This is a genomic window from Clostridium fungisolvens (genome assembly GCF_014193895.1).
Classification (GTDB): domain Bacteria; phylum Bacillota; class Clostridia; order Clostridiales; family Clostridiaceae; genus Clostridium_AR; species Clostridium_AR fungisolvens.
This window is the reverse complement of the sequence record NZ_BLZR01000001.1, coordinates 711382-726533: the sequence shown is the minus strand read 5'-3', so window position 1 is coordinate 726533 and position 15152 is coordinate 711382. Positions and strand designations below refer to the sequence as shown.

The 15152-nt window shown below is 31.9% G+C and carries 14 protein-coding genes; 4 read left to right on the top strand and 10 right to left on the bottom strand.

Features of this window, described 5'->3' with window-relative positions; all coding sequences use genetic code 11:
* Nucleotides 1-14: 14 nt before the first annotated feature.
* Nucleotides 15-1205, bottom strand: a complete 1191-nt coding sequence (locus tag bsdtw1_RS02760; protein ID WP_183276072.1) for a YibE/F family protein — start codon at nucleotides 1203-1205, stop codon at nucleotides 15-17.
* A 341-nt stretch (nucleotides 1206-1546) separates the two neighbouring features.
* Between bsdtw1_RS02760 and bsdtw1_RS02755 the strand changes: the two genes are divergently transcribed.
* The gene (locus tag bsdtw1_RS02755; protein ID WP_183276071.1) at nucleotides 1547-1939 is read left to right on the top strand and encodes a hypothetical protein; all 393 of its coding nucleotides are present in this window, start codon (nucleotides 1547-1549) and stop codon (nucleotides 1937-1939) included.
* 101 nt (nucleotides 1940-2040) lie between these two features.
* Here the strand turns inward: bsdtw1_RS02755 and bsdtw1_RS02750 are convergent, their stop codons facing one another.
* A complete protein-coding gene (locus tag bsdtw1_RS02750) occupies nucleotides 2041-3075 on the bottom strand; it encodes a DUF362 domain-containing protein (RefSeq protein WP_183276070.1) in 1035 nt (344 codons plus the stop codon).
* Nucleotides 3076-3184: 109 nt separating this feature from the next.
* Nucleotides 3185-4441 carry a 4Fe-4S dicluster domain-containing protein gene (locus bsdtw1_RS02745; protein WP_183276069.1) on the bottom strand — a complete coding sequence of 419 codons (1257 nt, stop codon included), beginning with the start codon at nucleotides 4439-4441 and terminating at the stop codon, nucleotides 3185-3187.
* 439 nt (nucleotides 4442-4880) lie between these two features.
* Here bsdtw1_RS02745 and bsdtw1_RS02740 point away from each other — a divergent pair, with 439 nt between their 5' ends.
* A complete protein-coding gene (locus tag bsdtw1_RS02740) occupies nucleotides 4881-5450 on the top strand; it encodes a flavodoxin family protein (RefSeq protein ID WP_183276068.1) in 570 nt (189 codons plus the stop codon).
* A complete protein-coding gene (locus bsdtw1_RS02735; protein ID WP_183276067.1) occupies nucleotides 5450-6100 on the top strand; it encodes a flavodoxin family protein in 651 nt (216 codons plus the stop codon). The genes bsdtw1_RS02740 and bsdtw1_RS02735 overlap by 1 nt, the downstream gene beginning before the upstream one ends.
* A gap of 202 nt (nucleotides 6101-6302) precedes the next feature.
* Here bsdtw1_RS02735 and bsdtw1_RS02730 read toward each other — a convergent pair whose 3' ends face one another.
* The gene (locus bsdtw1_RS02730) at nucleotides 6303-6593 is read right to left on the bottom strand and encodes a putative quinol monooxygenase (RefSeq protein WP_183276066.1); all 291 of its coding nucleotides are present in this window, start codon (nucleotides 6591-6593) and stop codon (nucleotides 6303-6305) included.
* A gap of 160 nt (nucleotides 6594-6753) precedes the next feature.
* On the opposite strand from bsdtw1_RS02730, the gene bsdtw1_RS02725 reads away from it, so the two are divergent.
* Nucleotides 6754-7116, top strand: a complete 363-nt coding sequence (locus bsdtw1_RS02725; RefSeq protein WP_183276065.1) for a sulfite exporter TauE/SafE family protein — start codon at nucleotides 6754-6756, stop codon at nucleotides 7114-7116.
* A 372-nt stretch (nucleotides 7117-7488) separates the two neighbouring features.
* Here the strand turns inward: bsdtw1_RS02725 and bsdtw1_RS02720 are convergent, their stop codons facing one another.
* The 6 genes from bsdtw1_RS02720 to bsdtw1_RS02695 form a co-directional block, all read right to left on the bottom strand.
* Complete coding sequence (locus bsdtw1_RS02720; protein ID WP_183276064.1) at nucleotides 7489-8823, bottom strand: arabinan endo-1,5-alpha-L-arabinosidase; 1335 nt, start codon at nucleotides 8821-8823, stop codon at nucleotides 7489-7491.
* Between the two features lie 437 nt (nucleotides 8824-9260).
* On the bottom strand, nucleotides 9261-10757 hold the full coding sequence (locus tag bsdtw1_RS02715) for an ArnT family glycosyltransferase (RefSeq protein WP_183276063.1): 1497 nt from the start codon (nucleotides 10755-10757) through the stop codon (nucleotides 9261-9263).
* A 271-nt stretch (nucleotides 10758-11028) separates the two neighbouring features.
* Nucleotides 11029-11856: a carbohydrate ABC transporter permease gene (locus bsdtw1_RS02710; protein WP_183276062.1), complete on the bottom strand. Its 828-nt coding sequence runs from the start codon at nucleotides 11854-11856 to the stop codon at nucleotides 11029-11031.
* A 12-nt stretch (nucleotides 11857-11868) separates the two neighbouring features.
* Nucleotides 11869-12804: a carbohydrate ABC transporter permease gene (locus bsdtw1_RS02705; protein ID WP_183276061.1), complete on the bottom strand. Its 936-nt coding sequence runs from the start codon at nucleotides 12802-12804 to the stop codon at nucleotides 11869-11871.
* Nucleotides 12805-12861: 57 nt separating this feature from the next.
* Nucleotides 12862-14082, bottom strand: coding sequence for an ABC transporter substrate-binding protein (locus bsdtw1_RS02700; RefSeq protein WP_183276060.1), 1221 nt, complete (start codon nucleotides 14080-14082; stop codon nucleotides 12862-12864).
* Between the two features lie 20 nt (nucleotides 14083-14102).
* The gene (locus bsdtw1_RS02695) at nucleotides 14103-15119 is read right to left on the bottom strand and encodes a LacI family DNA-binding transcriptional regulator (RefSeq protein WP_183276059.1); all 1017 of its coding nucleotides are present in this window, start codon (nucleotides 15117-15119) and stop codon (nucleotides 14103-14105) included.
* Nucleotides 15120-15152 lie beyond the last annotated feature (33 nt).

The following is a 15152-nucleotide window of genomic DNA, read 5'->3' as shown; positions in this document are numbered from 1 at the left end:
ATATAATTTACTATCTAGTTCTTGATAACCGCCCCCTTATTTTTTACTTTTCTCTTATTACCTTTTAGCTTTGTTTTGTTATTATCTATAAATAACACTGAAATAAAGGCTGTTATCGGTACCGCAATAACAATGGCAATACTTCCGGCTATACCTTGTACTATTTCAGTACATACAATATCTAAGTTAGACATTTGTATATATGGCATATTTGTAGCAGCTATAATTATAAGTAAAGTAAGCGAACTTCCTACAAAAGCAAGAATCAGTGTATTTGCCATGGTTCCAATGATATCTTTACCAACATTCATTCCAGAGTTAAATAGCTGTTTTCTATCTAGCTTAGGATTGGTAGCATGAATTTCAAATATTGCCGATACAATAGATACTCCAATATCCATAATAGCTCCTAAGGATGCTATAAGGATTGCAGCATACATTAACCCATTCATATTAAATTTTGTATTTTCAGCTAATACAATTAGACTTTCAGTATTTTCAGCTGTTAAACCTGATAGATGTGCAAAATACCCAGCAACAAAGGAGATAATTCCCGCAATCACCACTCCTGATATAGTCCCTAGTATTGCCGAAAAGGTTTTACTATTTAGTCCACCTATAATTGATAAAGTGGTCAATATTATCATTACTGCCGATATTGTGGCTAAAACTATAGGATTAAAACCATTAAGAATACCTGGTAGCATAAAATAAAAGATTACAATAACGGAAAAAATTATAGAAACAACAGATTTTAGTCCTTTCATTCTTCCTACAAATATCAATAGAGCAAAGAAAATAGCAATTAGCATATATACAACGGTATTCCTTTTATAGCTATATACAGACAAATTAGTCACATTATCGTTGCTTATGTTATAACTGACTATTACTTTCATCCCCTCTTTTGTGTAAACACTATAAAGTCTACTCATGGAATTCTTAATATCAAACTGTTGATGAGCATAAGTACCTGTAAGCATTTCCACCTTTATTTGTTGATCACCAATATAAATATTAGGGACTATTGGATCTCTACTTAACTTTTCATCAGTAACCGATAATACCTTAGCTACTTCATAGTTCAAGCTATTTTTTCCAATTCTCTCTTTCCCATTGTTAAACATCTTATTAGCAATAAAAATTAAAATAAGACATATAAAAACCATGGCTACTACACTAATAAATTCCCTATTCTTTTTCATTTGCCCCCTCCATAACTCGTGAAAAATATTTTCTTGTACTAATCAGTTCATATCCTTGATTATCATATCATTAGGACTAGTTTTGATATATACAATATGGTTTAATTTAACATATATAATGTATTTTTAACATTTCCCATTTGTAAGATTATATATTTTATTTGAGCTTAGTTTTCAATGAATTTCCATTTTAAAAGTCTTCAACTTATCAGATATGTTTATTAAAGAAAAACACTATAATTTGATATATAATCATTGCACCAAAACAAATATTTACTATAATTAAAAACATAGGATATCAAATAATTATATGGTACATGAAAGGTGAAAAAGAATCTTATATGATAAAAAAATTTTTTATAAGTTTAATTATTCTTATTTGTATAGCTTTAATAGGCTATTTAATCACATTTAGATTTAATATAGATTCGGATAAGGTTATTAAAATCCAGATTTCCATTACTGGTGAAGCTGGATTGGAAGATAAAGTGATAACAGATAAAGATGATATAAAAAAGGTGGCTGATTATTTCAATTCCTTGATATTAATTAAAAGTTTCTCTAGACCTAAGGATGCGGTAGATGGTATAGCGTTTATAGACAAGGATGATAATGTAGTAAAAGTTATAAGTTGGGGGCAAAGTGGTATACTATGGTCCGATAAGGAAACATACTTATTTGGCAGAAGAAGAATAAATAACTTAACCAAGTTATTAAAAGAATGTGGTAACTAATAAAGATGAACTGCAATAAACTTAAAGGACTGAAAGCTCATTATAAGCTCTCAGTCCTTTTTACAACCATATAATTTCAAACTACCCTATTATTTAAACACTTATTTTACTTCCACAAGCTCATAGCTTTGACTTCCAAGTCCTATCTTCTCAGCATAGTCCAGTGTATATCTTCCTCTTCTAAATACAGTTTTCCCATTGTTTCTATCAACAACATCAAGACATGCCTTATCTATGGCTACCGGATCAGTAGATGCAAAAACTCCTACATCATTTACAATTGGTTTCATGCTATGACCTTCACAATCACAATTCTTGGTTATGTTAAATGCAAAGGTTATATAGATATTAGCTTTATCTTTAGCTGCTGCATAAGCATACTCTGAAAGTCGTTCATTAAAGGATTTAGATATTGATGCAACCCAGCTATTTGATATAGCTCCATATGGGCATATTGCCATACAAGAAGCGCAACCAACACACTTATCCTTATCTATTTTTGCTTTTTTATCCACAGTTATTGCACTTTCTGGACACCTTTTTGCACATGCTTTGCAAGATTTGCACTTTAAGGAACTTATCTTTGGTATTGAGTTTGCATGTTGTGCAAGCTTTCCGCCTCTTGCAGCACATCCCATTCCTAGTTGCTTTATAGCTCCTCCAAATCCAGCTAGCGCATGGCCTTTAAAGTGGCTCATTATAATAAGCTGTTTTTTATCTGCAATTTCTTTTCCCACTTTACACTTATTGAAGTTTTTCTTATTTATTTCAACCTCTAAATAATCTTCTCCATGCTCCCCATCAGCAATTATTATAGGAAGTTCTGTAAAACCGTGTTCCTTTGCTAGATTTATGTGTTTTTCTCTAGTAGTTCTTTCACCTCTATACAACACATTTGTCTCTATAAATGCACTTTCAATATGCCGTTCCTTTAAGTAATCTATCACTCCTGCATAATTCTTAGATTGGATGAAGGTGTTATTACCCTTCTCTCCAAAGTGAACCTTTAGTGGAATGAACTTTTCTAAAATCACCTTATCTTCTTTTACTATTGTAGTTAAAAGTTCTCTAGCAGCACTGCTTATCTCCTCTGTCTTAGAATAAGAATCCACTGCTTTAAAATAAACCTTTGCCATAGCTTAGCCCTCCATCTTTAATACTCACATAAATCTTATATTTGCACATTAAACTCTGCACCTATTCTTAAAAACTTACCTATAAAATATATATCATCAAGACTTATACCTACTCTTTATCTCTTAAAAGCTTATCTAAATATACTGATTTCATCTGCTTGCTTGCCATAGCTCTCTTGATTGGAGGAAGTTTTAAAATAGATGAAAAAACTGCTGCCATAGCTCTATGACTCAATAATGCTTTATTATCAAAAAGAAGTTCAGTTAGCTGTCCCTTTTCAATAGCTTGAAGAACTATTCTATGGGTCGTATTAGCTGGAGTTATTATCTCCTTCCCTCTATGTTTAAGGTATATGCTCTTCTTAGGGCAGTTTCTAACACATACTCCGCATCCAAGGCATATCCCCTCATCAACTTTTGCTTTTTTAGTTATAGGATCAACTTTTATAGCTTCTATAGGACATACCTTTGAACACTTACCACAACCTACACAGCTTTCGTCGGTTACTTGAGGCAAAAACGCTGTAGTTTGAATAGGTGCCATGTATCCAAACTTTTTAACAGCAAGCATTCCTTCACAACAACAGCCACAACAATTACACATAAATACAGAACCATTTCTAACATTCTCACCACACTGTACCAAGTTATGTTCATATGCCATATTTAGTATATCCAAACCTTCTGATGCATCAATAGTTCTAGCATATCCATTTTTACTCAAGGTGTGGGCTGTATTGCCAAGAGTTATGCAGGTCTCCATAGGTGCATCACAATTTTCTCCTAAATGCTGCATCTTATGTCTGCAAAAACACATGCTTACAGCAATATGTTTTGCCTCTTTAATGACATTACTAGCTCTATCATAATCCATTATCTCAAGTTCATTTTGCCTTGAAAGAACTCCTTCTTGAACAAAAACCTTTCCAAATCTAGTTTCTGTGCCTAAAAATAGATCTTTAATAAAGTCTTCTTCTACATTAAGATATTGGTAGTACAGCTCAGATAGAGTTTTCTGATCGATATCATCTCTGGTTCTCATAAGAGAAAACTCAAAAAATCCTATCATAGGAGGTGGAAGACAATATTCTTTTTTACCATCAAAATCAATATCCATAATTATAGCTCTAGAAGCTAATTTTTCAAGAATTCCTTGGGTTTCAGCTTCACTTAATTTCCATATCTGGCTTGCGGTTTTTAATGTAAATGGCTTTATAGGAAGCATAGCAACTAATTCTGCTTCTTTTTCAGTAAAAAGCATGCTTAGTATTTTATATAAGGTTTTTGAAGGTGGAGCTCCCTGCGGAAATCTATTAATTCTATCCTCTAGCATCTTGTAAGCGTTTTTATTTGAAATATGAGACATAGTTTCACAACCTTTCTAAAGATGATTACATCATCTTCAAATCTCTGCTGGATTATTATGATAACTTTAAAGATACAGATTTAATTTGAAGGGATTAATCTAGCATATACCTAATATTTTGTACTCATTAGTACAATTTTACATTTCTATATATTACAAGTCAAAGAAAAAATATGAAAAGGTGTATACAAATTATAAGCTACTAATTTATATATACCTTTTCTCTAATTATTATCTTGCACTATGTTAAAGATTAATATTTAAGTTAAGGTTTTGATTCTTATTTTACACACAGTGCTTTGATAGCTACTTAATTACTAATAATACCAATCACACTTTTTATATAATTCTAACATTATATTGACATTGTAAATATTTAAATTGTATAATTATTCCATTAAGTTTACAGTGTCAACTTATTAATACCAGGGGGAAATTTATGAAAATTTTAATAGTAAGTGATAGTTCAGCTACACTAGGAAAAACTTTAGAAGAAGCTTTGTTAAAGGCTTTAAAAGAAAATAACTATGTTTTCAAACATTATAATGTTAGTGCGGCCGAAATGAAAAAATGTATAGGCTGCTTTAATTGCTGGGTAAAAACACCTGGGGTATGTATATTTGATGATATAACCAGAGATATAGCTGAAGCTGATGTAAATAGTGACCTTTATATCATACTTAATGAAATAAAGTATGGTGGTTATAGTTCTAAAATAAAAAAAGTACTTGATAGAAGCATATGCAAACTACTTCCTTTCTTTAAAGAAGTAAATGGAGAAATGCACCATGCTCCACGCTATGATAAATATCCAGATCTATTTTTTATAGGTTATGGCGACAATATTACACAAAAAGAAGAACAAGATTTTAAGAACTTAAATCAAGCCAATGCTATAAATTTTCAAGTAGAAAAAGCTAAAACTCAAATATGCAGACAACGGGAACAGGTTGAAGCTTCAGTTCTTATGGTATTAGACCATATTAAGAAAATAGGAGGAGAAGAGTAATGGCGAAAATATGTTTTATAAATGGTAGCCCCAAAGGGAATAATAGTGCATCTAAAAATTTTATTGATGAATTATACAAAATCACATCAAATAATATAGAAGAAATAAATCACATCTCCTTGAACGATAAACTTGATTATGAGGTGATTGCTGATTCAGATGCTATTGTGCTTGCTTTTCCTTTATATATTGATACACTCCCCTCTTCAGTGATTGAATTTTTAGAAACTTTAGAGCCATTAGCTAAAAATTCTACTAAACATCCTAAAGTATATACTATCGTAAACTGTGGTTTTTTTGAAGGAATTCAAACCAAAAATGCAATAGCCCTGTTAGAGAACTTTTGCCTTAAGACAGGCTTTATATGGCGATTTGGAGTAGGTATAGGTGCTGGTGAATTTATGAAATTAACTAAAGATATAATTCCAATAAACAGTGATATAAAACGAGAGATATATACTGCTTTCATCGCTCTAAGCGAAGATATTGTAAACAATAAACAAGATTCTAAAGAAAACCTCTTTATATCACCTAACTTTCCCAAGTCTAAGTTTATATCTTTTGCTAATAACAGCTGGGTCGATTTTGCCAATACTTTTTTAGTAAGTAAAGAGCAGTTATATTCCACTCCTTTAAAAAATTCTTTTTAACTAAAAAATCCGCTGAAGCCACCTCCCTCAGCGAATTTTAATGCGCGTTTTCCTTTCCGTATTCATATGATGAAAATCTGGCATGCGGATATATTTTGTTTTTTACTGTACCACCTAAAAAGCTATGCTAAATCGTTGAAATAACTAGGTTTAGCTAGATTAAAGATTTTACACTTTTATATACATTAAAAACAAAACAAATTTATTTACTTACAGGCTTATATACACTTCTTTCTCTTGGGCTTAAAAAATATCCCTCTACATTATTTATCCACTTATTGAAATGTTCTGTTTTTAAGTGTTCTTCCATTGCTTTTTCTGATTCATATACTTCATATAGTAAAAACTTGCTAGCATCATCGGAATCTCTTAAGAAATCAAATGCTTTAATTCCTTCTTCCTTTAATGAATATCTCTGATTTTCTAAAGTTGCTTCAATAAACTCTTCTATATATTCTGGCTTAATATAAAAAGTAACACTTTTAACTATCATCTTTCTTCACTCCTGATTTATTATTAATTTTTTACAAAATTCATTTAGATATCATACGAAGAAACACTTTAATTTCAACATACTACTAAACATAATCTAATATTAAAACTTTTTTGTGGAATAATAAATACTATTAATCTTTATAAATGAGGTAATCGTGATGCTTAATCTGATATTATTTATTTTAATTGGCCTTGTTGCCGGCATATTAAGCGGACTTTTTGGTATTGGTGGCGGAGTAATAATAGTTCCTGCACTTATTTACATATGTAGTTTTACTCAATTAAAGGCACAAGGGACTTCATTGGCTGTATTACTTCCCCCAGTAGGTCTATTGGCTTTTTTAGAATATTATAAAAAGGGTGATGTTGATGTAAAAGCAGGAATAATCATCTGTATTACTGTACTTATCGGAGGCATATTTGGTGGTAAAATTGCTCAAGCAATTTCCCCTGAAATGTTAAAGAAAGGCTTTGCACTTTTTATGCTTATAATATCTTTGAAGATGCTATTTGGAAAATAGTCAATGGATTCTTGGCAAAGTCATTTTCCAAGAATCCATTATGAAAACTTACGTAATTCATCTTCATATAGCCACTTCAAGTTAATTATATAGTTTTATATTTGCATATCCTTCTTTTAAAAATATAACTTCTAAGCTATATTAGTATATCATTTTAGCAATTCTATGATTTCATAAATATTTTTTAGCCCAGTCATCTGCTCTACGATCTTCATAATTTCTATAATCACATTCTAGAACTTGTATTAGAAATAATTATACATCATACCATATGTTCAAAAAAGTTTTAAAAAAAAGCTCCAATAATATTAGCAAATATTATTAAAGCCTTGTAAATACTAATTTAAATATTATAATTTTTAAAGCATAGATTTATACTTTCTTCCCCCACACCGCAACACCGTGCTGATCTTTTCCCGTTATAGTTATAGTTGGTTCATCTAACTGCCAATCCCAAGCAGCAGTTATTTTATATACTTCCATAATATTTCCATAGGTAATTGATATTGTGGTAGCATTAAAATACTCCCATTGTCCTTTAATGGAACAACATTCAAACTTTCCATCTTCAGTCAAAATCATTGGTACAGAGTTTAAGACTCCTTGAGGGATTGAAGGTACTAATTTTATTCTCTCATATTCACCTACAATAAATTCTCTAGCTATTGGCTGAGTTATCTCACCAGCATAGGGTTCTGGATTTAACACTGGCCATCCGTCCGGTGTCCAAAACATCTTGTACACATGCATTGTTGAAATCTGAGGAGTTTTAAAATCATGTTCTCTTATATGACATACAAGATACCATTGGTTATCAAAATCTCTCAAAACTGAATTGTGACCTGGTCCCATATATCCTTGTCCATTATCAAAATGATATCCACATGCTATCATATATCCAACTTCATTTTTATAGTCTTCTAAATCTGTCATATCTCTTCCGTTAACATCCACATATGGTCCAGTTACTAATTTACTTCTTCCTACCCTAATATTATAATCGCTTTTTAATGAACCATAGGAAACAAAAAGATAATAGTATCCTGTTTCAGGATTATATTTTACATATGGCCCTTCAATTGAGCAATCAAACCATTTTGGACGACGAGCAATGCATTTACCAATGCCTTCTTCTGCAGCAAGGCCCGTTTCAGGGTCTAGTTTTATAATATGACATCCTCCCCAAAAAGATCCGTAAACCATATACTGCTGACCAGTTTCTTCATCTATTATTAAGTTAGCATCTATTGCATTTACAGGCATATCCTCACTAGTCTTCAGTACACAACCTCTTGGAATAAAAGGGCCTTCCGCATTATCTGCTACTGCAAGAAATATGCAGGACTGGCGCACTCCCCAAGTAGAATTAGAACAGTACAATCTATACTCTTCTCCAACCTTTATAATATCCGGAGCCCAAATTCCAGTGTCTCCAACCCACTCTATAGATTCTTTTGGAGGATTTTCAACTACCTTACCTATATTCTCCCAAGTAATCATATCTACAGATTTTCTTGCTATAGCTCCTGTGCAATAAGTGTAGTAATTACCCGACAATGGATCATGATAAATAGCGGGATCATGTGCTCCCCATAAACTAAATTTATCTTGTTCTTTTGACTCTTCACCAGGTTTAAACTCTGGCTTAGCTATGAGAACTGGTGGTTTACTTGGAAACTTTATATCACATTCTTTAAATTTAGCCATTGTTCTTCTCCTTATTAATTTCAAAACTTTTTATTTAATATTAATTAAAATAATTATCATATTCCTTCATCATATCTTTATAATATATATATCAATATACATTTGTTTAGCCCTATAACCCTAAGCTTAAAGTCTCCTAAATCATTGAATAGTCGAAGATATTATTCTATATCCTTCCTTTTTCAATATACCACGTGGCATAATATATATCAATATTTATTTTAGTATTATCTAAATTAATTAACACAAACTTAAATATACTTTCAAACTTACAAAGAGATTAATAATTACTTATTAACTTAAAGCTTTTATATTTTCCTATACAGTAAAAAAACACCCTTGTAACAGGTGTTTTTAATGGTATAATTATTTTCACAAAAACTTGCAGTATCAATTTTTTTCTTCTATATATGAACCACTACATAATTAAATTTATATTACTTCGTAAATATATACACACCCCTGCTTTCAAATACCAATTTTAGCTTACCTATTTTATCTCCAAGCCTTCTAGCTTCATCCTTGGTCGTAAGTAATAACGGCTTTTCCGTGTTGTCTTTTAAGAACCCTTCTAGACCATCGTTGCTAGGTTTTAAATCAGCATATAATTCTGAGGTTAATACCAAATTCTGCTCACGTACACAATTCTGCATATATATTTTTCTGCCCTTATAATCTTTACTTGCACCAACCTCTTTAAACAGTTCTTGATTAGGGTTTTTATTGAATGTCAAAATTTTTTCTCTAATTAACGCCTCATTCTTATATGTTGCTACTGCTAATATGGTTATAATCAAAATTTGAGAAATTATATTTCTAGCTTTTGCTTTTAACAAAAAATCCGAACCTACACCTATAGCTACAGCCATAGCAGGAAATACAGGTAGTATATACCACGTAATTTTTGTCTTAGCAAAAGTATAAAACAAAAATGGAACTGCTATCCATAGTACTACCGTAAAAACACAGCTTACTAATTTACTGTTTGATTTATATTCATCAAGAAAAGCTACCAAAGCAACTAAGATTCCCATTAGAACTACTGCCCAGTAGAAGTTTAGTACTTGAAGATGCTCTATGTAATAACACACTCCACCAACATGACCCTCCAGGCAGGTTGAAGTTCTGGCCATCAGATCGTACCCTATCATATTCTTTAAAAATTCTAATCCGTCTTTTGGATATCTTAACACCAACCAAATTGCAATTGGAATTGATGCACTTAATATTAGTGCAATAATATGTCTTATTTTGAATTTAAATAAAAGCTTACTAAATAACAAATATATTATTCCTATAACAGCAATACTTCCAGCATGCCAGCTCTTTGTCAAAAATGCCAAAGCAAAGGCCAATCCATATCCATAAAGCCATTTCTTATTCTTTTCAATTAGAGATAAACATAATATGGCTATAGTAAAAAAAAGTACATAAATAGAATCAGCGTCTCCAGTTCTTGCACAGTGTTCTGTTATATATGGTATAGTTGTTGTCAATACTGAAGCTGATACCAATGATGCTATTCTTCCCTTGGTATACAAACAATATATCGAAATTATGAATATTGTAAGCATAGCTGCAAATGCTGGAATTATTCTTAAACCTAATGGATTAAAACCAACCATTTTATAACCTAAAACAATAGCCCAATAGCTTATTGGTGGTTTTAAGTTCCAATAATCATTCTTATAAGTATATGTATTTACGATATAATCATTTCTTCTCATCATTTCATAAGCGCTTACACCGTGTCTTGCTTCATCCCAGCTATCTATAGGTACATTTCCTAGATTATGAAATATATTAAATGCTGCTAATATTAATATTAATATTAATATTAATATTAATATTAATATTAATATAAATAAAACGTAATAACATTTTTCTATCAAGCTTATTATTCTATCTAGCATTTTTGTGTTAAATACGTTCATATAAATCTCTCCTCACAGGGCTGCTGTTATTTGAAAATCAAATCGAATCTTCTATTAGCCTAACCGCAGCCATATATGAGTTATACTGCTTAGAACTAGTTTCCTCTAATTACCTTGTGGTTCATTATATTGGAATAATTTATATAGCCATTGAAATGTCTAAGCTTAACTAAATCAAAATTTATACCTTCTTATAAAATAAAAATGCATCACTTTTAGCGATGCATAAACATGAAATATATAAAAATTCACATTAATTATATTTTTTTCTCTACTCTTTTCCTTCAGAATTAGTAAGTCCCTTAACAAAATTCCTTTGAAGCAGGAAGAATATTAAGATTGATGGTAAGGACAATATCATAACTCCTGCCATAACCTGATCTGAGGCTTGAAAATATTGACCATAGAAGGAGTTAAGCCCAACAGGTAAGGTATACATTTCAGTAGACTGAGCAAGTAAACTTGGCCATAAAAAACTGTTCCAATTTCCAGTGAACATTAGTATAAATTGAGTTGTTAAAGCAGTCTTAGACATTGGCATTACTATTCTAAAAAATGTTCCAAACTTTCCGAGACCATCAACCTCTGCTGCCTCTTCCACTTCTTTGGGAATACTTAAATAAAACTGTCTCATTAAGAATATTCCAAATAGGCTGGTCAAAAACGGTATAGTCATTCCCTTATAGGTATTTACCCAGCCTAGTTTACTTAATAGTATATAGGTAGGCACCATCACGACCTGTCCAGGAATCATCATCATTCCTAGCACTGCTAAAAACATTGCATTTCTTCCTGGAAAATTAATTCTAGCTAAGGAATATCCCGCCATAGAGTTAAATAATAAGTTGCCACAAGTTACAACACCAGCTACTATGATAGAATTCATAGTCCATCTTAAAAATGGGTAATTCTTAAATACGAATATATAATTTTTAAAGGATAGAGCTTTTAGATTAACCGAAAAGTTATTAACCTCTGAAGTAGGCTTCAATGATGTAATTGCACTCCATAGGAAAGGACCTAAGGTTATAAATGCATACCCAATTAGAACTAAATAAAAAACAATTCTAATTGGTGATATAGATTTTTTGTTTTTCATCTTACTTCCCTCCTATGCACTTTCTTCTTTAAATATTGATTTTTGAACTAATGTAAGGGCAAAAATCATCGCGAACAGAACAAAAGCGATAGCACTTGCATACCCCATTCTAAAATCCTTAAAGCCTTTATTGTATAGATATAATACTATTGTCATAGTTTTTCCCAAAGGCCCTCCAGTTCCTCCGGAAATTATATATGCCTGATCAAAAACTTGAAGAGTTCCTATAATTGACACAACTAAGTTGAAAAAGAAAGTTGGTCTTATTAAAGGCAGTGTTATTTTGAAAAATCTTTGGAGATTACTAGCTCCATCTATAGTAGCTGCTTCATGTATATTGACTGGAATATCTTGAAGCCCTGATAAAAATATTATCATGTAGTTACCAACGGAAGCCCATACAGCCATTATTATTATTGCAGGAAGAGCAAAGTTAGGCTCTGAAAACCAATTCTTCGGCGCCACATGGAATATAGCTAAAAACTTATTTAAAACTCCATCTACATTGAATATAAACAAAAACATAACTGAAACTGCAACAGTGGATGTTAATGTAGGTATATAATAAGCAACCCTGAAAAAAGTCTTTCCTTTTATATTTGAGTCAACAACTAATGCCAGTAACAACGCAATGATAAGTTGTGCCGGTACTACTGTTATTGAATATTTAATTGTATTTAATACAGCTATTCTAAAGTCAACATCTTTAAAAACATCTATATAGTTTTTAAGCCCTACATTTTTTGCCTCAAATATGCTTACGCCATCAAGAAGAGAATATTCTTTAAAGCTTAGAATAAAAGCTGTAACCATTGGACCTATGAAAAAAATCAAAGCTGAAATTACGAAAGGAAGTACAAAAAGCCATCCATCAATTTTTTCTCTAACTTTATATTTACTGCTATTTTTCTTAAGTGAAGCCCTTCTATTATTCTGGATTTGATGCATAAGACTCACTCCTCTCTTTTAAAAATAGGAAGCGTACAACTACGCTTCCCTATTACACTATTGTCCTATAGATGTTTTTACCTTTTCTAATGCAGTTTTAGCATCTGATTTTCCAAGTCTTACTTCAGTGCAAGCATTAGTAAGTGCATCATTTACTTTAGCATGTTCTAATCCATAAGTATAAACTGTAGCATTAGCAACTCCATCAACTAAAGCCTTTCTCTCAGGGAACTTTGAAACGTATACATCTCCAAGTGAAGTTCTAGTTGGCATAGCCAATCCACTTTCAGCGGTCATCTGTTGAGCTTCTTTTCCTGTTAAGAATTTAATTGCTTCTGCTGTCTCCTTAGGATTCTTTGTATTCTTACTCATAGAGTAAGAAACTGTGAACGCATAGTTTCCATCGTTATCACCTTTTGGTAATAAAGCAATACCATATTTTAGATTTGGTGCTGATTCAGCAATAGCTGGAATTAACCATCCACCTTCGAAAGTCATTGCAGCCTTTTCTTTATAGAAGGCCTCTCCTCCCCAGCCTGCGCCTAAGGATTTAGGATCAGAACCTGTACCATTCTTAACAAAGGAGGTATAAAAATCAAGTCCCTTTATAGTTCCTTCATTAGTTATATTTAATTTTCCGTCATCATATATTTTGCTTCCTGATTGATTTGCGAAGACTCCCCATCTAGCTACATCATCTTGAAGTGCTAATCCCTTTACCTTATCAGTTGTAAGTTTCTTTGCTACATCTTGAAGCTCTGCCCAAGTTGTTGGCACTGAAACTCCTGCTTTTGAAAGCATATCTTTGTTATAGAATAGCGCTAAAACATTAGTATCCTTTGGAAGACCATATGTTTTTCCGTCCTTTTGGTATCCAGCTAGAAGATTTGATGAAAAATCTTTTAGATCTTCTTTATCTAAGTATTCATCTATAGGTGCTAACGCTCCTTTTGATATATATGCTTGAGCTAAAGATACATCTAGATAAAACAAATCTGGTTCTGTTTTAGATGCAATCTTTGTCTGCATAGCCTGATTGTAATCTCCAGTTATTACTTGCTTCTCTAAAGTTATGTTTGGATGAGCTTTTGTAAAAGCTGCTATTTGACTATCTAATAATTTTGTTTCAGCTGGAGATGAACTCCAAACCCCTACCTTAAGTGTAATTTTTTTATTAGATTCACTTGAACTGTTATCTTTACTGCTGTTACCACATCCAGCAAATAAACCTGTTACTATAACAGCTGCTGATACAATTGATAATAATCTTTTTCTCATAATAACATCCCCTCATAAATTCATTTTTTTATCTTAACTGACGACTCCCTCACTATTAATTTCGGCTCTATGATACTTCTTGCTGGTGATTTACCATTTATCATTTCAACTAACTGCAAAGCTGCAGTTCTTCCTATCTTATCTCTTTCTTGTCTAATAGTCGTAAGCTTTGGCGTTACATATTCACATATATTTATATCATCAAATCCAACAACAGCTATGTCTTCCGGAATGCAGAGCCCCATTTCCTTAATTCCTTCCATCGCACCACAAGCCATTAAATCTGAAGCACAAAATATAGCGGTAACCTCCTTATGCTCACCGATTAGTTTAACTGCAGCTTCTTTTCCACCATCAAAACTAAAACCGCCACTAATAACAAGGTTTTTATCAATTAATAATCCCTGTCTTGCTAATGCTAAGTAATAGCCGTCTAATCTTTCATAGCTTACTTGAGCATCTTCATGTCCATTAATAAATGCTATCTTTTCGTGACCTTGCTCTATTAAGTGTTCTACTGCCTTCGCAGCACCTTTTACGTTATCTACACCTACGGAGCTGCACAAATCATTTTTGATAGAAATATCGTATAAAACACATGGATACTTAAAACTTTCTAATTGTTTAAAGTATTCATCAGTCATCTTCAATCCCAATATAAATACTCCATCCACTTGCTTTTCATGAGGTATCTTACTTAAGTTTTCCACCTTTTGAATATCTGTTGTCGTGGATAGAATTATTGATTCATATCCTTGTTCAGAAAGCTCAGATCTAAACGCCATAAAAATCTCATAAGTTGCATAATCGTCTGGCATGTAATCCTCTACTATAATAGCCATACGATAATTTCTGTTAGCACTTAAACTCTTAGCAACTATATTAGGATGATATCCAAGCTCCGCTGCTATCTTAAGGATATGCTCTCTTGTACTTTCACTTATATCTTCATATTTATTAAAAGCTCTAGAAACAGTACTTATAGAAACGCCTGCCTTCTTTGCTACATCTCGAATTGTAATATTCTTTCCTTGCATAATTTTACCCCTTTATCATTGAAGATTTATCCA